Source organism: uncultured Campylobacter sp. (assembly GCF_938045345.1).
Lineage (GTDB): Bacteria > Campylobacterota > Campylobacteria > Campylobacterales > Campylobacteraceae > Campylobacter_B.
Genome location: NZ_CALIMS010000012.1, coordinates 13,148 through 36,218 on the forward strand (window position 1 = coordinate 13,148; position 23,071 = coordinate 36,218).

The 23,071-nt window shown below is 48.2% G+C and carries 23 protein-coding genes; 20 read left to right on the top strand and 3 right to left on the bottom strand.

What is annotated here, in order from left to right:
• The first annotated feature begins 2 nt into the window (after positions 1–2).
• The 19 genes from mnmE to purH all read left to right on the top strand — a co-directional run bounded on the left by mnmE (position 3) and on the right by purH (position 19,952).
• Entirely contained in the window at positions 3–1,751 is a 1,749-nt protein-coding gene (gene mnmE / locus Q0144_RS03045) for a tRNA uridine-5-carboxymethylaminomethyl(34) synthesis GTPase MnmE (protein ID WP_298061601.1), read from the top strand.
• Positions 1,752–1,810: 59 nt separating this feature from the next.
• Entirely contained in the window at positions 1,811–2,692 is an 882-nt protein-coding gene (locus Q0144_RS03050; protein WP_298061603.1) for a lysophospholipid acyltransferase family protein, read from the top strand.
• Positions 2,662–4,053, top strand: a complete 1,392-nt coding sequence (locus Q0144_RS03055; protein WP_298061605.1) for an ELM1/GtrOC1 family putative glycosyltransferase — start codon at positions 2,662–2,664, stop codon at positions 4,051–4,053. The genes Q0144_RS03050 and Q0144_RS03055 overlap by 31 nt, the downstream gene beginning before the upstream one ends.
• Positions 4,050–5,126, top strand: coding sequence for a glycosyltransferase family 4 protein (locus Q0144_RS03060; protein ID WP_298061607.1), 1,077 nt, complete (start codon positions 4,050–4,052; stop codon positions 5,124–5,126). Before Q0144_RS03055 ends, Q0144_RS03060 begins: the two co-directional genes overlap by 4 nt.
• The gene (locus Q0144_RS03065; protein WP_298053651.1) at positions 5,123–5,302 is read left to right on the top strand and encodes a hypothetical protein; all 180 of its coding nucleotides are present in this window, start codon (positions 5,123–5,125) and stop codon (positions 5,300–5,302) included. The genes Q0144_RS03060 and Q0144_RS03065 overlap by 4 nt, the downstream gene beginning before the upstream one ends.
• Complete coding sequence (locus Q0144_RS03070) at positions 5,299–6,111, top strand: polysaccharide deacetylase family protein (RefSeq protein WP_298061609.1); 813 nt, start codon at positions 5,299–5,301, stop codon at positions 6,109–6,111. Before Q0144_RS03065 ends, Q0144_RS03070 begins: the two co-directional genes overlap by 4 nt.
• Positions 6,108–7,340 (top strand): glycosyltransferase, encoded by a 1,233-nt coding sequence (locus Q0144_RS03075; RefSeq protein ID WP_298061611.1) that lies wholly within the window; start codon positions 6,108–6,110, stop codon positions 7,338–7,340. The genes Q0144_RS03070 and Q0144_RS03075 overlap by 4 nt, the downstream gene beginning before the upstream one ends.
• A 118-nt stretch (positions 7,341–7,458) precedes the next feature.
• The gene (locus tag Q0144_RS03080; protein WP_298053642.1) at positions 7,459–7,692 is read left to right on the top strand and encodes a hypothetical protein; all 234 of its coding nucleotides are present in this window, start codon (positions 7,459–7,461) and stop codon (positions 7,690–7,692) included.
• A 314-nt stretch (positions 7,693–8,006) separates the two neighbouring features.
• Complete coding sequence (locus Q0144_RS03085; protein ID WP_298053641.1) at positions 8,007–9,251, top strand: O-antigen ligase family protein; 1,245 nt, start codon at positions 8,007–8,009, stop codon at positions 9,249–9,251.
• A complete protein-coding gene (locus Q0144_RS03090; RefSeq protein ID WP_298061615.1) occupies positions 9,248–10,039 on the top strand; it encodes a polysaccharide deacetylase family protein in 792 nt (263 codons plus the stop codon). Before Q0144_RS03085 ends, Q0144_RS03090 begins: the two co-directional genes overlap by 4 nt.
• A complete protein-coding gene (locus Q0144_RS03095) occupies positions 10,036–10,791 on the top strand; it encodes a glycosyltransferase family 2 protein (protein WP_298053635.1) in 756 nt (251 codons plus the stop codon). Before Q0144_RS03090 ends, Q0144_RS03095 begins: the two co-directional genes overlap by 4 nt.
• A gap of 64 nt (positions 10,792–10,855) precedes the next feature.
• The gene (gene purL / locus Q0144_RS03100) at positions 10,856–13,051 is read left to right on the top strand and encodes a phosphoribosylformylglycinamidine synthase subunit PurL (protein WP_298061619.1); all 2,196 of its coding nucleotides are present in this window, start codon (positions 10,856–10,858) and stop codon (positions 13,049–13,051) included.
• A 96-nt stretch (positions 13,052–13,147) separates the two neighbouring features.
• Entirely contained in the window at positions 13,148–14,026 is an 879-nt protein-coding gene (locus Q0144_RS03105; protein ID WP_298061621.1) for a DnaJ domain-containing protein, read from the top strand.
• A 338-nt stretch (positions 14,027–14,364) separates the two neighbouring features.
• A complete protein-coding gene (locus tag Q0144_RS03110; RefSeq protein ID WP_298061624.1) occupies positions 14,365–15,006 on the top strand; it encodes a hypothetical protein in 642 nt (213 codons plus the stop codon).
• Positions 15,007–15,022: 16 nt separating this feature from the next.
• On the top strand, positions 15,023–15,634 hold the full coding sequence (locus Q0144_RS03115) for a hypothetical protein (protein WP_297923743.1): 612 nt from the start codon (positions 15,023–15,025) through the stop codon (positions 15,632–15,634).
• A 14-nt stretch (positions 15,635–15,648) separates the two neighbouring features.
• Entirely contained in the window at positions 15,649–16,272 is a 624-nt protein-coding gene (locus Q0144_RS03120; RefSeq protein WP_298061625.1) for a hypothetical protein, read from the top strand.
• 26 nt (positions 16,273–16,298) lie between these two features.
• Positions 16,299–17,330, top strand: a complete 1,032-nt coding sequence (locus Q0144_RS03125) for a hypothetical protein (RefSeq protein WP_298061627.1) — start codon at positions 16,299–16,301, stop codon at positions 17,328–17,330.
• A gap of 476 nt (positions 17,331–17,806) precedes the next feature.
• Positions 17,807–18,397, top strand: coding sequence for a hypothetical protein (locus tag Q0144_RS03130; protein WP_298061629.1), 591 nt, complete (start codon positions 17,807–17,809; stop codon positions 18,395–18,397).
• 16 nt (positions 18,398–18,413) lie between these two features.
• The gene (purH, locus tag Q0144_RS03135) at positions 18,414–19,952 is read left to right on the top strand and encodes a bifunctional phosphoribosylaminoimidazolecarboxamide formyltransferase/IMP cyclohydrolase (protein ID WP_298061631.1); all 1,539 of its coding nucleotides are present in this window, start codon (positions 18,414–18,416) and stop codon (positions 19,950–19,952) included.
• A gap of 301 nt (positions 19,953–20,253) precedes the next feature.
• Here purH and Q0144_RS03140 read toward each other — a convergent pair whose 3' ends face one another.
• Entirely contained in the window at positions 20,254–20,412 is a 159-nt protein-coding gene (locus Q0144_RS03140) for a hypothetical protein (protein ID WP_298061633.1), read from the bottom strand.
• A gap of 482 nt (positions 20,413–20,894) precedes the next feature.
• Here Q0144_RS03140 and msrB point away from each other — a divergent pair, with 482 nt between their 5' ends.
• The gene (msrB, locus tag Q0144_RS03145; RefSeq protein WP_298061635.1) at positions 20,895–21,959 is read left to right on the top strand and encodes a peptide-methionine (R)-S-oxide reductase MsrB; all 1,065 of its coding nucleotides are present in this window, start codon (positions 20,895–20,897) and stop codon (positions 21,957–21,959) included.
• 723 nt (positions 21,960–22,682) lie between these two features.
• Here the strand turns inward: msrB and Q0144_RS03150 are convergent.
• Positions 22,683–22,871, bottom strand: a complete 189-nt coding sequence (locus tag Q0144_RS03150; RefSeq protein WP_177387276.1) for a hypothetical protein — start codon at positions 22,869–22,871, stop codon at positions 22,683–22,685.
• The gene (locus tag Q0144_RS03155; RefSeq protein WP_298061641.1) at positions 22,849–23,010 is read right to left on the bottom strand and encodes a hypothetical protein; all 162 of its coding nucleotides are present in this window, start codon (positions 23,008–23,010) and stop codon (positions 22,849–22,851) included. Before Q0144_RS03155 ends, Q0144_RS03150 begins: the two co-directional genes overlap by 23 nt.
• Between the last annotated feature and the right edge of the window lie 61 nt (positions 23,011–23,071).

Here is a 23,071-nt window from a genome sequence, read left to right on the forward strand (position 1 = left end):
TCGTGAGCGAGACTATCGCCGCTATCGCTACGGCTCACGGCATCGGCGGAATTTGCATAGTTAGAATTTCAGGCGAGGAAGCGCTATCTATCGCTCTAAGCCTTTCACATCGCAGTTTTTTGCGACCTCGCTATGCTACGCTTGTGAATCTTTTTGACGCGAGCGGCGAAGCGTTCGGCGAGGCGATTTTGATATATTTTAAGGCTCCGCATAGCTTTACCGGCGAGGATGTCGTAGAAGTGCAGACCCACGGCGGCTTTACGGCTTCATCCTTGGCATTAGATGCCGTACTGGCTCTGGGTGCGCGCATAGCAAATCCGGGTGAGTTTAGTAAGCGAGCGTTTTTAAACGGCAAAATGGATCTTAGCAAAGCCGAAGCCATAAGCGATCTTATAAATTCGCGCTCGCAAAGTGCGGCTAAAATTTTAGCTAGAAACCTGCGCGGCGAGCTAGCAGACTTCGTCGCAAATCTGCGCGCGGCTCTGGTTAAGACGCTAGCTTTTGTCGAGGTTTGCATCGACTACGCAGAGGACGATCTGCCTTCTGATGTGCTGCAAAGCTCGCAAAAGATGCTGGATGAAAATATAAAAAGCCTGGGAAAAATCACTCGCATCAGCCGCAGCCGAAGAGGGCTAATCGAGGGCTTTAAAGTAGCGATTGTGGGTAAGCCTAATGTCGGTAAATCAAGCATTTTAAACTCTATGCTGAGCTTTAGTCGCGCTATCGTGAGCGACGAAGCGGGCACTACGCGCGATCTCATCGAAGAAAGCCTGCAGATAGGCACTCATCTAATCCGTATAGTCGATACTGCAGGTATCAGACACAGCGGCTCAAAGCTCGAAAGTATCGGCATTTCATATTCGCTTCGCGCTGCAAGCGAGGCGGACGTGATTTTGGCAGTGTTTGACGCAAGCCGCGAATGGGATGCTGAGGACGCGCAGATCCTAAAAATATTGCGCGAACAAAAAGGCAAAAAAATCATCTACGTTTTAAATAAATGCGACTTGCCGCGTAAATTTCATCCTAGCGCGGAGGATCTTGGCGAGGATTTAGAGGCTTTTTCTGAAAAAAATTTCACAGCCGAAAATCCCATATCAGAGAATTTCACAGCCGAAAATTTAAAGCAAAGTCGGACCTGCGACGCTTCTTTAAATTCCTGCGCGCAGAATTTAAAAGCTAAAAATTTAAAGCGTGACTTAAGCGCGCAAAATTCTATTTTCACGAATTTCGCGCCTACAGGCCAAATAACTCCTGCGAATTCCATAAATCTGGTGGGGCAGAATTACGCCGCAAAAGCGGGACTAGTGGCACCAAATACCGAGCGCGCTACTGCAAGCTGTGCTGCGGGGAATTTTACTCAGGATGATTCCAAACAAAATTCTGCAAATTCCATCGCGCCTAGTAGCTCTGCAATAAATTCCGCTGGGCAAAATACCCAGGCAAATTCCATTTTTGCGCCGCTTGAAATTTCTGCAAACGAGGGCGTGGATAAAATTTTAACCGCGCTTGAGAGCTACTTAAATTCTCAAAATTTCGATGGCCTTATGCTAAGCAACGAGCGGCAAATTCTATCTTGCGAGAGCGCGCTTGCGGCTCTTAAAAATGCGAGCGAGCGCCTGGCTTGCGGCGAACTTGAGCTTTTTGCATTTGAGATAAATCGCGCGATTGAGGCGATTGCACGTATTTCGCGTCCATTTGAGCGAGACGAAATTCTAGACGAAATGTTTAGCAATTTTTGCCTCGGTAAATAGCGTTTTAGCTACTAATTAGCCAAAATTCAATATAATCTCGCATTTAAAACGAGGTCTTTATGAAGGAAAAAATCCAATATTTTTTGGCGCTGGGTCTGATAAAATTTGCAAAATTCGCGCCGAAAAGCTTCATATTCGCATTTTTCGATAAGCTCGCACTTTTCGCATCGTGGAAGCTTAGTAGGCGCGTTAAAGTCGCGCAGGATAACCTTCGCGCCGCCTATCCGCAAAAAAGCGAAAGTGAGCTTCACGCTCTTGCGATCGAGAATTTTCGCAGTATCGCTAGGACGCTTACTGATACGCTTTTATTTTACAATGGCAGACTAAAATTTGATGATCTGATTTCAAACGGCGAGCAGGCGCTAGAGCGCGTCCGAGAGCTAAAAGGTGATAATCCGCACGGGATTTTATTTTTTACGGCGCATTTTGGAAATTGGGAAATTCTAGCTAATTTTTTCGGCGCCAATGGCTTTCCTGTCTCGGTAGTCGGGCGTCGCAGCGATAATGAGTTGATTGAAGAGCGGCTCGTGGCGCCGTTTCGCGAGCGCTACGGCAACGACCTCATTTACAAGGACGATGCGATGCGCAGACTCGTGCAGGCGCTAAAGCAGGGGCGCAACGTAGGCATTCTGCCCGATCAAAAGCCAGGCCCTAAAAATAGCCTGATTACGACTTTTTTTGGACGGCAGTGCTACACCACGAAGACCATCGCGTCGCTTTATTTGAAATTTTGCCCCGTGCTGATACCCATTTTTGCGCGTCGCGGAGAGGATGATCGCTATGAGATCGTGATCAAGGATTTCCCGCCGCTACCTGAAGGGCTAAATAAGGACGAAGCCGAGCTATTTATCACGCAAAAGTGCAACGACATTTTCGAAGAGGTTGTGCGAACCGCGCCGCAGCAGTGGTTTTGGATACACAAACGTTGGAAGATGGACTGATGGCGCGGCAAATTTCAAGAGGCGAGAGCAGACAGGGCATCGCGAGAAATTTATCCGCGCCGCAGGGCTTGCGCCTTTTTGAAAAAGAGCAAAGCGCCGTAAATTTAAGTAACGCCGCGCGCGCCGTTAAAATTTTAAATCGCAAAAATTTCGTAGCGATCGCCGCCGCGCGAGATGGCAAAAATTCGAATTTCAAAAATTTCATATCGATTTGCGGCAGCCCCTCTTGCACTTTGCGGCGTGAAATCTTTAGAGGTAAAAATTTAAAATCGGGCGCTGCAGGTTGCGCGTGGCACGCAGGCAGCAGGTCGTTAAATTTAAACAGCGAAAACTCCGATGCAAATCCGTCCGCCCCAAAAACTCCGCATCGAAAAGCGCTCATCTTAAGCGACGGCCGCAAGGGGCATGAGAACCAAAGCATCGCATTTTGCGAGCTAAAAGGGCTTGAGTTTTGCATTTGTAGGATCGCTTACGCAAACAAGCTTCTTAAGCTCTGCTCCTACGCGCTTGATTTTTTCGGGCTTTATTTTAAAATTTTTAAGTGCGACCTTGGCGGAAGCGGCACGGCGGCGGACTACAAAAACGGATCAAATTTAAATAGCCCCGTCGCGTCAGATAGCGCAAATTTAGATGCCGCGGCGGATCGCAATTTAAATTTCGCGAATTTCGATCTATTTGTAGGCGCGGGCTCTACGAGCTATTACGCGCTGAAATTTTACGCGCGCAGATACGCTAGGCCGAGCGTCGCACTGATGTATCCGAAAGGCTACCGCAAGGATTTTAGCATCATCATAGCAGGCGCGCACGATCGCCCAGAGCCGCGTGCAAATCTTAAAATTTCGCCCGTCTCGCTTAGTTTTTCGCGCCCGCCGGGGCTGTATAAGCCGCAGCGCAAATCCATCGGATTTATCATCGGCGGGCCGAATTCCTGCTTTGAGATGGGGGATGAAATTTTAAAGCAGATAGAGGGCGTAAGGGCGCGGTTTGCGGACTGCGAGTTTGCGCTAACGACCTCTCCGCGCACACCGCGGGCTACCGAGAGCGCGCTAGCCAAGCTTAGCTGGGATTACAGCGTGATTTACAGCCGCGAGCCAGTAAATCCGATCGGCGATTTTTTGGCGCAGTGCGAGTGGGTTTTTATCAGTGAGGACAGCGTTTCGATGATAAGCGAGGCCGTATCTAGCGGTCGCGCGAACGTAGCCATTTTGAGTTTGAAACGTAAAGACGCTCATAATAAATTTGACGATTTTATAAGCGCTCTCGTTTCTACGGGCTACGCTAGGCGCTACAGCGAGGGCGTGAAGCTAAAAAAGACCGCAAAGTACGATCTGAAGGAATTTGTGAGGGAGATAGAGTTATGAGGGTCGTGCAAATTTTGCCAGAGCTGAACGAAGGCGGCGTCGAGCGCGGCGTAGTCGAGCTAAATAGGGAGTTTGCACGGCGCGGCATCGAAAATTTCGTTATCAGTAACGGCGGCAAATTGGCGCCCGAGATAGAAAACGAGGGCGGCGTGCACGTGCAGCTCGACGTTTGCTCTAAAGATATCCTAAGCGTTCCGTCGCGCGTTTTAAAGCTACGTAAAATTTTAAGCGAGATCACTCCAGACATCGTGCATGTCCGCTCCCGCGTGCCGGCGTGGCTGGTTAAATTTGCTCGCCCGCGTGCAAAGATCGTAAGCACCGTGCATGGGATAAATTCTGTAAATTTCTACAGCAAGATTATGACCGATGCGGACGCGATCATCTGTCCTAGCGGCTATGCGCGCGATCACGTGGTACGAAGCTACGGCGTAGATGCGGCCAAGATCACGATCATTCCGCGCGGCATCGATCTAGAAAAATTTAATCCCAAAAATTTAGACGAGCGCTTCATTGCGGAATTTCGGCAGAATTTTAACCTCGCGCAGGATGATTTCATCGTCTCGGGCGTTGGGCGCATTACGCAGATTAAGGATTACAAAACCCTGATCCGCGCCGCGGCTTTGGCAAGCGAACAAAAGCTTAAAATTTTGATCGTAGGCGGCGCGAGAGCGGATCGCGACGAGTATTTTTCCGAGCTAAAATCGCTCGTAGAGGGGCTTGGTCTCTGCGAGCGCGTAATTTTTGCAGGCTCGCAGAGCAAGGTAGCCGAGATTTACTCGCTCTCGTCGGTCACGGTAAGCGCTTCAAGCAAGCCCGAGAGCTTCGGGCGCTCGATGGCTGAGGCGATAGCGCTAAACTGCCCCGTGATTGCGACGCGCCACGGCGGCGCGCTGGATATCGTAAGAGAGGGCGAAAACGGTTATTTTTTTGACGCGGGCGACGCGCAGGCGTTAGCGGGGCTGTTTGCCCCCGCGCGCGAGCTGAAATTTGACGGCTACGGCTACGTTTCGCAAAACTTCAGCCTAAAGCAGATGGTAGAAAAAACGATAAAGGTTTATGAGAGTTTAATATGAAAAAATTTTTTTACGAAAACGCGCCTAGCGGCTGGAGGATCGCATTTTTAACGCTGCTGCTTCTTTGGTGCGCGTCGCTGTTTTTCAAAAACGCGGTCTATCAGATCTCCTTTGCGGCGCTAAGTCTGGCTACGATTTTGAGCTTTTTGGCTTATCGCGTAAGGATCGAGCGATGATCTACGCGGCGGTTTTGGCTTTTGCGGCGCTTTTTGCGTGGTTTTGCCTGCGCTTTGCGTGGTGGGCGAAGGACCAACCTTACGAGTATCCGCGCGTGCTGATGTATCATATGATCCGCGAGCATCTGCCAAAGCGCGCCTCTAAATTTAACCGTCTGCGCGTAGAGCCCGCCGCGTTTGAGAAGCAGCTTGCGTGGCTGAAGCGAAACGGCTTTACGAGCTACACTCTAAGTGAGCTTGCGAGTTTGGATAAAAAGCCCGCAAAGGCGGTTTGCATTACCTTCGACGACGGGTATCGCGATAATCTTACGGGCGCCCTGCCTCTTTTGCAAAAATACGGCTTTAAGGCGACGATTTTCATCGTGAACCGGCGCTTTGAGGGGAATTGGGCGACCGATAAGGATCTGAAAAAATCAAGCGATGAGCTAAATCGCGAGGAGATGCTAAGCGACGATGAGGTTCGCGAGCTTTTGCAAAGCGGGCTCATCGAGATCGGCTCGCATACGCTCGATCACGCGAACTTACCTAGCTTAGACGCGGCAGAGCAGCTGCGTCAGATGAGTGAATCAAAGCGCGAAATAGAGGCGAAATTTGACGTCCCTTGCAGCGCCTTTGCCTATCCGTTCGGCTTTTATGACGAGATTAGCGTGCGCTGCGCGCGCAAGGCGGGCTTTAGCTGCGCCGTTACGACCCAAAACGACGTGTTGCGCCCTCACTACTCAAATTTTGAAATTCCGCGCATCATGGTTAGCGGCAGGCAGGGGCTTTTTAGCTTCATTTTGAAGATGAGGAAGGGCAGAAATAGATGAAAATCGCCTATCTTTGCTGCTCCAGATTTTACGGCGGCGTCGAAAAGATCGTGATCGACTCGCTAAATGAGCTTTGCAAAAGCGAGCACGCGGCGCTCATCGTGCCCGATAGGTGCGAGTTTTTACAGCGTCTGGATGCGCGCGTGCAAATTTATGAGTACAAAAGCCGCGACAAGCGCTACAATCCGTTTTTGTTCGCTGAAATTTATCGGTTTTTACGCTCGGGCGGATTTGAAATTTTACATTCGCACGGCGCCAAAGCCGCGCAAATCGGCTTTGTGGTCGAAAAATTTTTAAGCCTTAAGCTTGTCGCGACCAAGCACAACGACCGCAAGGCGCCCGTTTTCGATCGCGTGCGAAACGTCATCGCAGCCTCGCGCAAGGTCGCAACCACGATAAATCACGCCGCGAAAGTGATATATTTCGGCATAGAGCCGCGGCGTGAGTTTGCAAATCATGAAATTTTCGCGCTCTGCAAGGACACGGAGGGTGCCGCAAACGTGGCGTCCAAGGAAACAAAGGGTGCGCGCGGCGACTCGGCCGGCGTTGCGGGTGCGTCGCAAAATATGGCTGACGCTGCGTACACGTCGCAAGATATGCCTGGCAGGGCGGGTGTGTCGCAAGATAGGGCTTTGGATGCGGACGCATCGCAAAATAAGACTAGTAGCGTATTCATATCGCAACAGGGCGCAAGCGCGGCGGCGGAAAATTTTAAATTTAGCATCGTAGCGGTCGGCAGGCTCGATAAGATAAAGGGTTTTGATCTTTTGATTTGCGCCGCAAGCGAGCTGAAATTCGATTTCGAGCTTAAAATTTACGGTCAAGGCGGCGAGAGACAAAATTTACAAAATTTAATCGATTCGCTAAATTTGCAGGACCGCGTGCGGCTATGCGGCTTTTGCGACGACGTCGCGACGGCTCTTGCTGCGTCGCACCTGCACGTCATCAGCTCGCGCAAGGAGGGCTTTCCGGTGATTTTGATCGAAGGTATTTTTTATTCGCCCGTGCTGATATCTACCCGCGTGGGCGGAATTTCGGAAATTTTAAGCGAGGAGTTTTTATGCGAGGCGGTGGATCTGGGCGCCAAAATCGATGAAATTTACCGCACTTACGGCAAATACGCCCGGGCTTTTGCGCAAAAACACGCCAAGTTCAAGCAAACTTTGACGCTGCAAAATTATATTAGCTCGCTTAAAAATTACTACGAGGAGCTGTTATGCGAAGCCTAAATTTAGGCAAAGTAGCGATTAATGGATGATATATTTATTCGTTTGGCGTATTTCGGGCATAAATTTAGTCTTGTAAATGCTTGATAATAATGTTATAATCCCGAAATAAAGGATAAAGATGTCTAAATTAGACGAAGCAAAAGAAAGATTGATGACGCTTAGATTTTGGTTGGGCATAATCGTCGGGCTAATGATTTCGCTTGGCGGTTGGTTATTAAATAACTACGAAACGGCAAAAGTATTTATTTTGATTTTAAGCGGATTAGGAATGATTGCTTTGTGTTTTGCTCTAGTGCTGGTTAATAGGAAAATTGAAAAAAAGTATAAAGAAATACGAGAGTTAAAAAAGTAGGAGGGTAGAGATGGTTGGTTATATAGTAGTTTGTGTGGTGATTTGTAGCTTTGTTTTTGCTGCCTTTTTGGGTGCACAGTCTGACGATACGGCGGCGTAATCAAAAACAGCATGCTATAACTTTTTACTTTCGATGCTAATTGCTTAAGCAAAGGCGGTATGGGATTGCTAAATTTTTTATGCCGCTATTATTAAATTTGGATGAGCATTGATGTTTATTGTAAAATCATAAGTGTTAAACGCCACTATTTTCTAGTTCAATTTTTAGAAGATTTTGATAATATAATAAGATGAAATATAAGAAAGGAAAATAAATGTTATCAAAATTTGGCTATGAAAAGATTATGGGATATTTATTATATATATTGTCTTTAAGTCTTTTTGTAGGTAAGTCTTATAATGTCTTCAGCGCCTTAATAGTAGTTATATTTCTATTCCATACTTTTAAGGAGCGCTTATTTTGCGTGTTTAAAGATAAATTTTTTATATTTATGTCTATTTGGTGTATATATATGCTGTCTAGTGTAATTTGGGCAACGCATAAAGATGGTATTATTAGTGCTGCAGGAGTTTTATTCTTATGGGTGCTTTTATATTTGGCGATTAAGACATATCTTGATTCCAAGGATAAATTAGAAAGATTTTTTAAATTTCAAACTTATATTGTTTTATTCGTTGCATTCAATGCACTGCTACAATTTCTTATAGGCTATAATATTTTTGGCGTTCCGATTTTGGATGGTAGGGCGACCGATATATTTTTTTCTAGCAATAGCAGAATTTTCCCTTTTATCTTGCCTCTTTATGTTGGAGTGTTTGGGGCTATGCTTAGTTTGAAAGATCGCTCTTTATCTCATTACATTCTATACGGCTCGGCTCTTTTTGGAATTTTAATAGCTGTTCCGCTAAGCGGCTCCAGGGGCCCTTTATTATTGCTTTCCGTGTTTATCCCTATAATAGTTTGGACTAGCCCTTATAGAAAAACAGCTTTTATTGTGTTGGCTGTTTTATGTGCATGCGTGATTTCTATAGCCTTTAATAGCGATAAATTACAGGATAGGTTGATTTCTTTAGTACATCCATTCGAGAATCAAAAGCACCTTAGGGTGGCTATTTGGAAAACTGCTATAGAAGAGTTCAAAGATAATCCTATATTAGGCGTAGGTTTTAAAAATTTTAAATATAGACAATTCGATTACTATAAACCGGAATTTGAAAGTTACGAAATAGACAAGGAACAAAATAAAATGGTTGAACATGCGCATAGCCCTTGGATGGATATACTTGCAGAGCAAGGAATTGTTGGATTTGGGTTTGCCATTACACTATTTTTTAGTATCCTTTATAATGTTTATAGAAAAGGAACTTTTATATTGATCGGTGCATTTAGTGTTTTTTATGCATTTTCCTTTTTAAATTCCACTTTTGTAATTTCTAAGAGCCGTTGGTCGTTTTTTATGATATTTTCTATAACCATATTTACGCTTGTCGCTAACTATTATAAGTATATAAATTCATCGAGTGATAGAAAAGTTAATGATGTAAAAGAATCAAGATGAACTATATTTTTATGTTTCTGATCTTTGCCGCCGTAGCGGGCGTTTCGCTGCGGTATAACTGGTGGCGGATCCCGCAGAGCTGGCATAAGGCACGGGTGCTGATGTATCATAGCATAGAGGAGCACAAGGGCGATAAATTCGACAAATGGCGGCTAAGACCTGCTGATTTTGAAAGACAGATCGCGTGGCTTGCAAAAAACGGCTTTAAAAGCTTTAAGCTTAGCGAGCTTATCGCGCTAGAGCGGCTGCCTAAAAAGGCTGTTTGCATCACATTCGACGACGGGTTTGAAAATAATTTTACTAGCGCCTTTGAAATTTTGAAAAAATACGATTTTAAAGCGAGTATATTTTTGGTGCCGGATGCCGTGCAAAACGACTGGGAGCGTGTCAACACCGCTCATCTCGCGCGGATGCTGAGCGAGGAGCAAATTTTAAAAATGCAAGCAAGCGGGCTGGTGGAGTTTGGCGCGCATACGATGCACCACGTAAATTTAGACCTTACCTACGCGAGCGATCCGCAGCTCGCCGTAGATGAGATCATCGCATCCAAGGCTCGCGTAGCAAGTATTTGCGCTCAGCCTTGCGAGGTGTTTGCCTACCCGTACGGTAAATTTAACGACGAAATTTTAAATATCGCCAGATCAAATTTCAAAGGCGCGGTAGTTGTCAAGCGCGGACTTTACGAGGCGGGCGACGACAGACACGCCGTAAAGCGTATCGGCATTTTGGGCACGGAGGGGTTTTTTGATTTTTGGCTGAAATTTACGAGGATAAGGAACAAACTATGATTAAAGCATCCGTTTATGCGATAGTGATGAATGAGGAGCGCCACATCGAGCGTATGCTGCGTAGCGTGGCGGATTTCGCCGAGATCATAATCGTCGATAGCGGCAGCACCGATGCCACGCTGCAAATCGCGCGTAAATTTACCGATAAAATTTACCACCACGATTGGCAGGGCGAGGGGGTGCAGAAAAACTATGCGTTTTCGCTCTGCAGCAACGAATGGGTGCTAAATCTCGACGGCGACGAGGAGGTAAGTCCTGAGCTAAAGGGCGAGATAGAGGAGTTTATGAGCCAGAGCGATTACTCGGCGCTGGATATTAAATTTCACGAATACTCGCTAGGGCGCAAGTGCTCGGATCTCGTGCGCAAAAATACTCACATCCGCTTCTTTCGTAAGGAGTGCGGCGAGTATAAAAATATGGGGGTGCACGCGCAAATTTCGATCATAAAAGGCGCGGTGAAAAAGAGCAAATTTTGCATTAATCACTTTAGCGAAAAGCCGATTGCAGAGCTCGTTATGAAAAATAACAACTACTCTACGCTGCGCGCGCAGGGGGATTTTGAGAAGGGCAAGAAGCCGAGCCTTGCGAAGCTTTTGCTGATCTATCCGTTTGCGTTTTTTAAATCGTACATTTTGCGCAGATCGCTTTTTGACGGGCGCAAAGGATTTATCACGGCAAATATTAACGCATTTTACGCGTTTTTAAAAGAGGCGAAACTTTACGAGAAGTATCTTAAAAAGGGCGAAAATTAATCGAAATGATAGAAAATTTTAGTTATTATTGCGACCTAAATTTAACGGCGAAAAGGGCGAAAAAATGGATAAAAAAACGATAGCGGCACATAAAATTTCAGACGAAGAATATGAAAAAATTTTAAAAATTTTAGGTCGCGAGCCGAATCTGCTCGAGCTTGGGATTTTTAGCGCGATGTGGAGCGAGCACTGTAGCTACAAATCGAGCAAAAAATATTTAAGCGGCTTCCCGACCAAGGCGCCTTGGGTTATCCAGGGGCCCGGCGAAAACGCAGGTGTCATCGATATCGGCGGCGGCATGGCGGCGGTTTTTAAGATGGAAAGCCACAACCACCCTAGCTTCATAGAGCCGTTTCAAGGGGCTGCGACCGGCGTAGGCGGGATACTGCGCGATATATTTACGATGGGCGCGCGCGTCGAGGCCAATATGAACTCGCTTCGCTTCGGCGAGGTGCGAGGAAGAAGCGAGAATGCGCGCAAGCAGCGCTATCTGCTAAAAGGAGCGGTTGCCGGCATTGCGCACTACGGCAACTGCATGGGCATCCCTACTATCGGCGGCGAGACGAGCTTTGATAAGAGCTTTGACGGCAATATTTTGGTTAATGCCTTTGCTCTAGGTATCGTTAAAAAGGATGAAATTTTCTACGGCAGGGCCGAAGGCGTGGGCAATAGCGTAATCTACGTGGGCTCTAAGACCGGGCGCGACGGGCTCGGCGGAGCCGTGATGGCGAGCGATAGCTTTAACGACGCGAACAAATCTCTGCGCCCGACGGTGCAGGTGGGCGATCCGTTCGCCGAAAAGCTGCTGATGGAGGCGTGCTTGGAGCTTTTTAAGACAAACTACGTCGTTGGTATCCAGGATATGGGCGCGGCGGGGCTTACTTCAAGTAGCTTTGAGATGGCGGGGCGCAGCGGCAGCGGCATGAGATTAAATTTAGACCGCGTACCGATGCGCGAAGAGGGGATGAGCCCGTATGAGCTGATGCTAAGTGAGAGCCAAGAGCGTATGCTGATCTGCGCCAAAAAGGGCTGCGAGGAGAAAATCAAAGAAATTTTTGCCAAATGGGATCTGGATGCCGCCGTCATCGGCGAGGTGACGGATAGCGGCAAGATGGAGCTTTTTTGGCACGGCGAGCTGGCGGGCGTTATTCCAATCGAGCCGCTTAGCGAGGCTGCGCCCGTGCTGGATCGCCCGATAAAAGAGCCTGCGTACATGGCGCAGATCGCGCGGCAAAATTTATGCGGCTGCGGCGCGAGCGAGCGCGAGCTAGACGCGGCGTTTGATAAAATTTTTGGGGACACCGAAGTGCTAAATAAATCCTACATCTACGATCAATACGACGCCAACGTGGGGTTAAACTCCGCCAAGCGTCCCGGCATGCTGGGCGCTGCGGTGATGCGAGTTAAGCAAAACGGCGTCAAGCTCGCGATGGCTGCGGACTGCAACACGCGGATGAATTACGTCCATCCTCGCATAGGCGCGGCGCTCGCGGTAGCGTCGACGGGACGAAAGGTCGCTATGAGCGGCGCAACGCCTCTAGCCATCACCGATTGCCTAAACTACGGTAATCCGCAAAATCCAGAGGTTATGTGGCAGTTCGCGCAGGGCTGCGAGGGGATCAAGCAGGCTTGCGCCGCGCTAAATACCCCGGTCATCAGCGGCAACGTAAGCCTTTATAACGAAACGGGCGGCGTTAGCATCCAGCCCACTCCCGCGATCGTCTGCGTGGGCACAAACGAGGGCGAGATCATCCCTAGCGATTTTTGCGCTAGCGGCGTGAGCGTCTATCTGGCGGGTGACACGAAGGGCGTTTTTGCGGGCTCGCTTTATATGAAAGCGGTGGAAAACCGCGTCGCAGGCAGCTTGCCTGAGTTAAATTTAAAGGCAGAGCGCGCTTTGTGGGACTTCGCGATCGAGGCTGGCAGGAGCGGGGTTTTGGAGTTTGCAAATTCTGTAGGAATCGGCGGCGTAGCGATTACGCTAGCTAAGATGGCGTGCGTAGGCGGCATAGGCGGCGAGTTTGAGATGAGCTGCGACGATAGCAGAGATATTTTCGACGAGAGCTTTTCGCGCGCGATTTTCGGCGTGCGCGACGAGGCGAAATTTAAAGAGCTGGCCGCAAAATACGGGCTAAGCTTGATGCGCCTAGGCACCAGCGGCGGCGAAGAGTTTCGCATAAATTCCGTCCGTAAAAAGCTCGCTGCGCTGAAAGAAATTTACTTCGGCGAGTTTGCCAAGATCGTAAAGAGCGAAGATTAGCGCGTGCTCGGCATTGTATTTCTTTTAATCGCGCTTTATATTTTTGCTCAGATCGGCGGAGTTTTCGGTAACTCTGGCTATCGCGGCAAGGCTCAAATGCAGCTAGCAGAGGCTAAAATTTTAGTAGCGCTTCTAGCCAAGGTCGCCAAAAGCGACGGGTACGTAAGCGAGTCCGAAGCCGCGATGATAAGCGAAATTTTAGACGATTTGGTGCGCCAAATGGGCGCCGGCGAACGCGAACGCCAGGCGCTGAAACTCGTTTACAAAGTCGAGAAAGAAAGCCTTGCAAACGTGCGCGAGCTCGCCGAAAAATATAACCAAACTTACCGCCCGAGCCCGAGCCGCAAAACTGGGCTAATCTATTTCTTTTTAAATTTAGCCTATGTCGATCGCGGTTTTAGCGCGGCGGAGCGGCGCACAATCTCGCAGATCTGCGACGGATTGGGCTTGCCCGAGCATATACAAAGCCAGATGTTTGCGACCTTTGAGCGCAGCTTTTACGGCACCTATTACGAAAATGGCGGCGCGCAAAGCGATTCCGCTTACGACGAATACGACGGCTATAGCACAAGAAGCGGCGGATATTGGGACAAATACGGCGGCAGAAGTACCGGCGGCTACGGCAGCAGCAGTTACGGCGGCGGCACCGGCTACGGATATGGCGGCTCTGCCGGTTCGGGCTACGGAGGCTCGCAAAGTTCGGACGGTTCATACGGCGGATATGGTAGCGGCTATTCGGGCGGCTCGCAAGGCTCTGCCAAAAGCAAAAGAGATCCGTATGAAATTTTGGGACTCTCAAAGGACGCTACGTTTAGCGAGATCAAGAAAAAATATCGCGAGCTCGTGAAAAAATACCATCCCGACATCCTGATGGGCAAGGGCGCGGACGAGGAGATCATCCAGGAGGGCACGAAGAAGCTTCAGGAGATCAACGAGGCGTATAAAATTTTAAAGGAGCGCTTCGGCGAGAAGTAGGGCGAGTAAATTTTAAAATTTGAGGGCGCAAAATGCCTTGAAATTTTAATGTAGGGCTTGCGATACGGCGGCAAGGCGCGGCGAAGGAATTTTAAGGCACGATATCGCAATATGCGCGGCGTGCGAAAATTTTAAATCGCGAGAGATTGGATGCGGCGCGGTAGTGAAATGTCAAAGCGTGCGATATGGAAATTTAAGGTGCAGGCGTGCTAAGGTCGCTTCGCTAAAATTTCAATGTGCTGCGGCGAGCGCGGTAAAATTTTACGCTAGAGCTTTAAGGCACGTGGATGAAACCAGATAAAATTTACGGCGTCGGATTAGAATTTAAGGAGTGATAAATGAAAAATTTTATAATTTTTGCCGTTTTGGCGACACTGCTTGGAGGATGCGCGGGCAAAAAAGATCAAAACGGAATTGCCGACTCGGAAGATATCGCAATGTTAAGCTTTGACAAAAATATTTCCACCAGATACCGAGCCCATAACGGAAAACTCTATAAAAATGGCAAAGTGTTAGGCAAATATCTTACGGCACTGGGACTTGGTACGCACATTTATACTGATGAAATGGGAAATGGTTATATAGATCCCAGCGCGACAAAGGAACATAATTCTAAAAAAATTACGGAGATAATATTCGTTCCGAACGAATTTATTAAAGTGATCTCTTATAGCCATAATGACGGCGTTTGTAAAGCATTGTCCGCAGGAAAATATGTACATATAAAGGAGTATATCACTATATATTCACGAGGCGAGCCGATCGTGGCATATAGTTATGATGTTTTGATGTCAAGAAAAGGAATGGGGAAAATTTCATCCAGGTATGATTTCGTTAATGAAAAGTTATCTTATGTGGATAAAAAAATTTTAGAAAAACTAAATTCGACAGTAGCAGATCATGTGAAAAAATCCGTCGTGCTTAGCGGTGCTACGCTTCTTGGTCTGCTTTGCAGAGAAAAGTCTAAAAGGTTGGATTAAATTTAAGGAGTGATAAATGAAAAATTTTATAATTTTTGCCGTTTTGGCGGCACTACTTGGGGGATGTGGGATATTGCGCCCGGCTAAGAGCGATAAGGAGTTTAAATTTTACGACGGCAACAAAACCATGATCTATAAATTTGTCGGCGAGGATCTGTATGAAAACGGCAGAAATTTAGGCTCCTATTCTATGGATAGAGGCGAGTTTAGGATGCTTGTGCTCGACGAGGCGGGCAAGTCTTACGGCAACAATTACAAGTCCGCGCTGAATGCCAAGAGGATGAAATTTTATCTTTTTAACGACGAAAGGGCAATGGTATTTAGCATTTGGCACAAAGATGGGATTTGCAGCGTCTATAACGCCGGCAGATACGTAAATTTCGACTATACTTCAAATATGTTCAAAGACGGCGATTGGCTTTATGCGGACGGTAGAATTTCAAAAAGCGAGAGCTCGGTGCAAAATATGAGTTCAAAAACGTTGAGCGCATATAAAAATATGAATTTTGAAAAAGCGGTCGATCGCAAAGATACGAAATATATCGCGGAGGAGTTGGCTGTGGCTGGATTTTTCAAAAAGACGATCGAGGGTCTTAGAACCATGATCTTAGACGATTTTTGCAGATAAACTTCGGAGGATTTATGGATAAAATTAAAATTTTAGCGCTGCTTGCGGCAGCGGTGCTGCTTACAGGCTGTATGAAGATAAAGTATTCGCAAGCCGAGCTGCATCCGGAAAATTCCGTGATGATGAGCTATGACGGGCAGACCGTCACCGAGTATAAAATTTCAGGCGGCGTGCTTTTTAAAGATGATGCAATCTTAGGAAGATACGAAGAGGCGGGCTCCAATCTCTATCTATTTACGGACGAAAGAGGGATGAACGTGGCTGGGGATCAAATTTCGCAAAGAGCTCTAAATAAATTTACGATCTACGTTTTTACGCCCAATAAAGAGCTACGAATCGCCGAGTATTCCGCAAGCGGCGGCGTTTGCAAGGCCTTTGCGGAGGGCAAATTCGTAAGCCTAAAAGAGCACTTTAGCGGCTATGCTTCCTCCGCGCCGCTTTATTCATACTCGTTTTCGGCTTCGGTGTCGCAAAGCTCCAGCGCAAACGTGATCTCACGCTATGAATACGTGAGCTCAAGTCTAAAAAATAGTAGGGCGTTTTTGCAAAGCCCACATACGGCTCTAGGCAATACGGTTAAGGAGAGCATCGAGTGGCATCGGGACAGATTACGCGATATTTGTAAGTTAAAATTTTAAAATCAAACCAACACGAAAGGAAAAACATGGGATTTTTATCCAAAGACGAAGAGCCGCATAGGCAGGGCGCCAAAAAGGCGGCGAAGCAACCGCCGATCTTGATGAAGCAAACGCAAGAGGTGATCACGAATATCGAGAAATATCTGGGCGCGCCGCTGCTTACCTACTTCAATTCGGGCGCCGGCAGCGTCTGCGGCAACGACGCGATCAGTATCAACGACCATCTTAAAGGCAAGCATTTCGAAAAGCTCTACCTTTACATCAAATCTGACGGCGGCAGCGGTATCGCCTCGCTTAAGATCGTCTCGATCCTGCGCAACCACTGCGACGAGCTGATCGCGCTGGTGCCGGCAAACTGCGCTTCGGCGGCTACGATGATGGCGCTTGGAGCGAATAAAATTTTAATGGGGCCGCTGGGCTATCTCACGTCGGTCGATACCTCGCTGCGCCACGAGCTCTCGCCGGTTACGAACACCAACGACCAAGCCAACGTTTCGATGGACGAGCTAAGCCGCGTGGTGAAGCTTTGGAAAAATAACGAGCGCCCGAACGACGAGAACCCGTACAAGGAGCTTTACAAATATATCCATCCGCTCGTTTTCGGCGCCGTCGATCGCGCAAGCAGCCTGTCGCTTAAAATTTGCCGCGAAATTCTGCGCTACCACTTCGAAGATGAGCAAAAGATCGCCTTTATCAGCGACAAGCTAAACAGCGGCTATCCGTCGCACGACTATCCGATCTTATTTAGAGAGGCTAACGAGCTTGGGCTTCAGGTCGAGAAGATGGATACGCGCCTAAGCGAGATGCTTCAAATTTTAAACGAGCTCTACGCCGAGATGGGGCAGCGCACCTTCACCGACTTCGATGAGAACAACTACCACGACAACAACATCGCTAATATCATCGAAATTTCGGGATGCCAGATCTACTATCAGATCGACAAGGACTGGTTTTATCGCGAGGAGGAGAAGCGCTGGATCGTGCTAAACGACGAGAGCTCGTGGCGCAAAAACGAGATCGACGGCAAAAATATCAAAAACAGCATCTACTATATTTAGTGCGGTTTTGGATTTCGCGTCGCTTTAAATTTGCGGCTTGTAAAATTTAAAGCGGCGCGAAAAATTTAAACGAGCAGCAGCGGCAAGGTGCGATTGATGATGACATAGCCGCGCTTATGGACGAGCTGGAAAATAGGATGTGCAAGTAAATTTAAAATTTTAAAAGTGGCAAAAGCAAGCGCCAATCTAGCTTGGCGATAAAAGCTGCGCTGCGAATTTTAAATTTAGCCGGTTCACGCAGATCCTTGCGGCTAAATTCGCGCTGCGGTTTAAATTTACGTTTTGCGCGCGGCTTTTAATTTAGCCTTTGCAAGTGGCGCAGAATTTTAAATTTACGTCCGCGCGAGCAAAGCGGCGGCATTTGAGAAGCAAAATTAAAATTTGCGCGCGGTAAATGCGATAAATTTAGCAAATTTCGCTTTGCCGATTCCGCTTCATAAATTAGGCAAAATTTTAAAATTTAAAGGATTTTTGCGATGAAATTTTTTATCTCATCTCTGTTTTTGGTTCTGTCGCTGCTCGGCTGCGCGGGCAAAAACTCGCCCGCAAGCGATAAAACCTACGTTCTTTCGGACGAGCTTAGGGGTACGAAATACGCTTTTTACGGCGGAAATCTTTACGAAAACGGTACGATTTTAGGCCCTTACGAAACGCGCGGCGATGCGAAGCTTGCGATTTTAGGCGGTAGCGGCGCAAATTTAGACGCAAATGCAAAGCTCATAAAACTATATTTTTTCGAGCGCAGATACGGCGCGATCTACTCCGCAAGCCACAAAAACGGGGTCTGTGCCGAGTACAATAAGGGAAATTTCGTAGATTTTCAAATTTTATTTAATATTTTTCAAAGCAAAGAGTGGTTTAATTATAGCGGCGGCATCTCTCGCGATAATGAGAGGCTAAAAGAGCTGGCTTCGGCGCGCATGGCGAAATTTAAAGACGCAAAGCTCGGCGCGGCAGATGAAAAGACGAGGCGCGAGTATCAAAAGGCTCGCCGCGAGGCGATTTTGTATTTTCAGCTTAACGCAAACGATATGCGCGAGCTGATTTTTAAAAAATTATGCGAATAAATTAAAAGGAGAAAAGATGAGAGCGTTAATCAGCGTTAGCGATAAAGAGGGCATTCTAGAATTTGCCAAAGGGCTGGAAAAACTCGGTTTTGAGATTTTAAGCACGGGCGGCACGCATAAATTGCTTTTGCAAAATGGCGTGAAAGCAGCGGAAGTGAGCGAATACTCGGGCTCGCCTGAGATGTTTGAGGGGCGGGTTAAGACCCTGCATCCAAAGATCCACGGCGGAATTTTGTATAAGCGAAACGACGCAAATCACGCCAGTCAAGCCGCGCAGCACGGCATCGGCGGCATCGATCTCGTGTGCGTAAATTTATATCCTTTTAAAGCGACCGTAGCCCGCACCGACGATTTTTCTGAGATTATCGAAAATATCGACATCGGCGGCCCCGCGATGGTTCGAAGCGCGGCTAAGAATTTCGCAAGCGTCTATGTCGTCACTAGCCCGCTTGATTACGGCGCGGTTTTGCAAAATTTAGCGAGCTCTGACGAGAGCGAGAAGCTGAAATTTAGGCAAAATTTGATGATAAAAGCTTATGAGCACACCGCAGCCTACGACGCGATGATCGCAAACTATATGAACGAGCGCTTTAACGGCGGCTTCGGCGCGAAAAAATTTATCACGGGCAGCAAGGTCTTCGATACTCGCTACGGCGAAAATCCGCACCAAAAGGGCGCGCTGTACGAGTTCGAGGACTTTTTTAGCAACCATTTTAAGAGCCTAAAGGGCGAGGCGAGCTTTAACAATATGACCGATATGCACGGCGCGCTGATGCTCGCTAGCAGCTTCGGGGAGGCGCCTGCGGTGGCGATCTGCAAGCACGCCAATCCGTGCGGCTTCGCCGTAAAGGGGAGCCTGCTTGAAAGCTACGTAGAGGCGCTAAAATGTGACCCCGTAAGCGCATACGGCGGCGTCGTGGCGATAAACGGCGTTTTGGACGAGGAGCTAGCAAATAAAATCAATGAAATTTTTGTCGAAGTTATCCTTGCCGCCCGCGTCACGCCCGCGGCGCTTGCGGTATTTGAAAAGAAAAAGCGTATTAAAATTTTCGAGCAGGGCGGGGAGTTTTTGATTCGCGAAAACGACAAATACGATTTTAAATTTATTGACGGCGGCTTTGTGTATCAGCAGCGCGACTACGTAGGCGCGGGCGAGGTCGCAAACGCTAGCTGCGTCACGGGGCGCGCGGCGAGCGAGAGCGAGCTTGACGATCTAAAAATCGCGTGGCAGATCGCCGCACTTACGAAGAGCAACTGCGTGGTTTACGTCAAAAATCGCGCGATGGTCGCGATCGGCATGGGTATGACGAGCCGCGTGGACGCCGCGCGTGCGGCAGTGGCAAAGGCGCGCGACGTGGGCGTCGATCTGAGCGGCTGCGCGCTTGCCAGCGAGGCGTTTTTCCCGTTTAAAGACAGCATCGAGATCGCCCATGCTGCGGGCGTCGCAGCGGTGGTGCAGCCGGGCGGCAGCATCCGCGACGATGAGGTGATCGCAAGCGCCGACGAGTTTGGCATGGCGATGTATTTTACGGGAGTGCGCCACTTTTTGCATTAAATTTCGCTCGCCCGAGGTGGAGCGGATTTATTGCGCTCGCTTCGTAACTTTTTATGCCGTTGCAAATATTAAAAACCGCGCCGGAGCGGATCTCGTTGCTTACTACGTAGCGGGCGCAGCGCGGACCCAGGTTGCGCTCCGATACGCGGCGAGCGTGATGCTTCGGACTACTTGCGTTTTGCCATACGGCTGTGCGACGACGATTTAGCTGTGCGGTATATCGTTTTGTAACGGGCGCGGCGTGGGTCTAATGCACGGTGCTTTGTTATGCGCCAGCGCGTAGCGGACCCGGCTACCTCCGCTACGCAGCCGTGCGCGATGTAAATTTGACTGCGCTCTGATACGCGCCGAGCGTGATGCGAATCGGACTACTTGCGTTTTGCCATACGGCTCTGCGGCACCGATTTAGCTGCGCAGCATACTGCTTCGTATCGATGCGGCGCAATCTAAATTTAATCACTCGCCGCTTTTAAATAGTCGCGAAAATTTTATCTTGCGGCGGCGGCGCGTAAATTTTAAATTTAATTTCGCAAAGCGTCTGACCTGCCGCATGTCCGCGTGGTTTAGTGTAAATTTATCGGTTCAAATTTAAGAGGGTCGCTCGGTTGCATTTTGCTAGGAATTTTAAAATTTACGCAAGTTCATGGGCTTAGTTGCGCCATAAATTTTAAAATTTAAGTAGAATAGCGCGGCGCACGCGGCTTGGGCGCATGTTTTATCACGACGCGCGATTTTGGCGCAGCCTTAGCACGGTTTTATTACAGTGCGCAACTTAACGTAAATTTTGCCGTAGCCTCTAAATTTTGGCTCAAATTTTACCGCGCCACGCTCAAGCGTCTTTAAATTTCGCCGTTTGTGGCAAATGTCAAGCTCGGCAAAATTTCACTCTCATTTCATTTACGGATTGTAAAATTGCGCAAAATTTAAAACGAAAGGATCAAAATGAAAATTTTCAAAGCCTTAATCTGCCTCTTTGCTTTGGCGGCGGGTTATTTAGTCGCGCTAAATGCCGCAGGCGGCAGCGCGGCGGACGCAAATTTTAAAGTTAAAGGGGGCGGCATGAACGCAAACGTGAAAGAAATTTATCTAGCAGGCGGCTGCTTCTGGGGCATGGAGGCGTATTACAAACAGCTCGACGGTATAGTCGCGACGCAGGTAGGCTACGCCAACGGCAAGAGTGATAAGGCAAGCTACGAAGGGCTGCATAGCAGCGATCATGCTGAGACGCTACACTTAAAATACGACGCCAACGTCATCAGCGAGCCTGAAATTTTGGCGCATTATTTCCGCATCATCGATCCGTTCTCGATCGACAAGCAAGGTAACGACCGCGGTCGCCAGTATCGCACGGGCATCTACTACACCGACGAGGCGAGCGGCGAGATAGCGCGCTATTTCATAGCGGCGCAGCAGGCTAAATTTAAAGAAAAGATCGCCGTCGAAGTGGCGCCGCTAAAGAATTTCGTCCGCGCCGAGGAGTATCATCAGGACTACCTCGGCAAAAATCCCGGCGGATACTGCCACATCGATCTGCGCCTCGCTAAAAAGCCGCTTGAGGACGATGAGAAATTTAAAGTGCAAAGCAAGGAGGAGCTGAAGAAAAATTTAACCGAGCTTCAGTATCAAGTCACGCAGGAAAAGGCGACCGAGCGGCCGTTTTCGAGCGAATACGACAAGAATTATAAAAAGGGCATCTACATCGACATCGTGTCGAAAAAGCCGCTGTTTTCATCCACCGATAAATTTGACGCGGGCTGCGGCTGGCCGAGCTTTTCAAAGCCGATAACGACCGATGCGATCGCCTATGCGCAAGATGACAGCCACGGCATGCAGCGCGTCGAGGTCTCCAGCCGCGTAGGAGGCAGCCATTTAGGGCACGTCTTTGATGACGGACCGAGAGAGAAGGGCGGTATGAGATACTGCATCAACGGCGCGAGTTTGAAATTTATCCCGCTTGAGGAGATGGACGCGCTAGGCTACGGCGAGTATAAAATTTACGTGCAGTAACGCGGGCTAGGGCTTTGGCTCGGCGGTCGGTCGGTTAGTTTTTACGGCTCGGCTGCCGATCGGTTGTCGGTATATTGCTTCGGCAGTAGGTCATTTTGTAACTCGGGCGCGCGCTTCTTTAGTCTGCGGCTACTGCTTTTGGCGGTCGGTCGGTTTTATACGGCTCTGCTATCGATAAATTCGGCGGCTAGACGATCGATTTTCAATCGGTCGGTTGCCGATCGGTTTGGCCGGCGGATAGTTTAGTTTGCGGTCGAGCGGAAGCTTGACGATCGGCGGACGGCTTGGCGGTTTGATGATTTATCGGCGGATAAATTGGCTTGGCGGCTAATGATGGAATTTTAAAATTCCAAATACGATAAAAATTTAGCGGTAGTGGAATTTTAAAAATTTATCGATACGGAATTTCATGTGGCGCGAGCCGCTAAATAAAAATGCGCGGACGCAGTCCGCCCCGCTAGCGTCGTCGGAGGTTGGGTGGGGTTTGGAGCGGGAAGGGGAGCGACCTCGCAATTCAAGCTCCCTTCCCGCCCTGATAGAAACGGAAATCACGGCATAAAATTCGCAAGTCGTGAATTTGGGGATAAAATTTTGAAATTTTATCTCTTAAAATATAATAAGTGTAGCATGCTTAGTAAGAGATGCGGCGTAAAATTTGAAATTCTGCAACGAAAACGGCGTCTATGCAATGCCCGTTCTGCATCCGCGTCGCAAATTTTAAATTTAGGATAAAATTTTAATGGCTAGCCCCGCGCAAAATAGAAAAATCCCCGCATAGATCGCTAAAAACGGCGCGATTATCGCATAATGGATGATGAACTCGAAGAAATTGTAGATTATGTGCTTGCTTTTGGGCTCTTTAAATTTTAATTCTAGCGGCTCGTTCGAATCAAACGGCGTGTTGGAGCGCAAAATGTGCCTCGGTCCAGCGCACGAAGTCTATTTTATTGCGCTGCATATAGTCTTTGCCGATCCCGCATACGCCGTTATATAGCATGCCAAAGCCGCCGAAAAACAAAATGAGTCCGATGTCGATCAGCTTATCCGCCATAGCAATCTTTCCTTTGCTTTTTAAATTTAGAAATTTAGCCCGCCGTATTTGCTATATCGCC

What these genes read in the sequence shown, in the direction of transcription:
- Q0144_RS03080 (WP_298053642.1), top strand. Translation starts at nt 7,459, where the DNA reads ATGTCTAAATTAGACGAAGCAAAAGAAAGATTGATGACGCTTAGATTT.
- Q0144_RS03050 (WP_298061603.1), top strand. Translation starts at nt 1,811, where the DNA reads ATGAAGGAAAAAATCCAATATTTTTTGGCGCTGGGTCTGATAAAATTT.
- Q0144_RS03120 (WP_298061625.1), top strand. Translation starts at nt 15,649, where the DNA reads ATGGATAAAATTAAAATTTTAGCGCTGCTTGCGGCAGCGGTGCTGCTT.
- Q0144_RS03090 (WP_298061615.1), top strand. Translation starts at nt 9,248, where the DNA reads ATGAACTATATTTTTATGTTTCTGATCTTTGCCGCCGTAGCGGGCGTT.
- Q0144_RS03125 (WP_298061627.1), top strand. Translation starts at nt 16,299, where the DNA reads ATGGGATTTTTATCCAAAGACGAAGAGCCGCATAGGCAGGGCGCCAAA.
- Q0144_RS03110 (WP_298061624.1), top strand. Translation starts at nt 14,365, where the DNA reads ATGAAAAATTTTATAATTTTTGCCGTTTTGGCGACACTGCTTGGAGGA.
- Q0144_RS03075 (WP_298061611.1), top strand. Translation starts at nt 6,108, where the DNA reads ATGAAAATCGCCTATCTTTGCTGCTCCAGATTTTACGGCGGCGTCGAA.
- Q0144_RS03070 (WP_298061609.1), top strand. Translation starts at nt 5,299, where the DNA reads ATGATCTACGCGGCGGTTTTGGCTTTTGCGGCGCTTTTTGCGTGGTTT.
- Q0144_RS03105 (WP_298061621.1), top strand. Translation starts at nt 13,148, where the DNA reads ATGCAGCTAGCAGAGGCTAAAATTTTAGTAGCGCTTCTAGCCAAGGTC.
- Q0144_RS03095 (WP_298053635.1), top strand. Translation starts at nt 10,036, where the DNA reads ATGATTAAAGCATCCGTTTATGCGATAGTGATGAATGAGGAGCGCCAC.
- Q0144_RS03155 (WP_298061641.1), bottom strand. Translation starts at nt 23,010, where the DNA reads ATGGCGGATAAGCTGATCGACATCGGACTCATTTTGTTTTTCGGCGGC.
- Q0144_RS03115 (WP_297923743.1), top strand. Translation starts at nt 15,023, where the DNA reads ATGAAAAATTTTATAATTTTTGCCGTTTTGGCGGCACTACTTGGGGGA.
- msrB (WP_298061635.1), top strand. Translation starts at nt 20,895, where the DNA reads ATGAAAATTTTCAAAGCCTTAATCTGCCTCTTTGCTTTGGCGGCGGGT.
- Q0144_RS03085 (WP_298053641.1), top strand. Translation starts at nt 8,007, where the DNA reads ATGTTATCAAAATTTGGCTATGAAAAGATTATGGGATATTTATTATAT.
- Q0144_RS03060 (WP_298061607.1), top strand. Translation starts at nt 4,050, where the DNA reads ATGAGGGTCGTGCAAATTTTGCCAGAGCTGAACGAAGGCGGCGTCGAG.
- Q0144_RS03130 (WP_298061629.1), top strand. Translation starts at nt 17,807, where the DNA reads ATGAAATTTTTTATCTCATCTCTGTTTTTGGTTCTGTCGCTGCTCGGC.
- Q0144_RS03065 (WP_298053651.1), top strand. Translation starts at nt 5,123, where the DNA reads ATGAAAAAATTTTTTTACGAAAACGCGCCTAGCGGCTGGAGGATCGCA.
- purL (WP_298061619.1), top strand. Translation starts at nt 10,856, where the DNA reads ATGGATAAAAAAACGATAGCGGCACATAAAATTTCAGACGAAGAATAT.
- purH (WP_298061631.1), top strand. Translation starts at nt 18,414, where the DNA reads ATGAGAGCGTTAATCAGCGTTAGCGATAAAGAGGGCATTCTAGAATTT.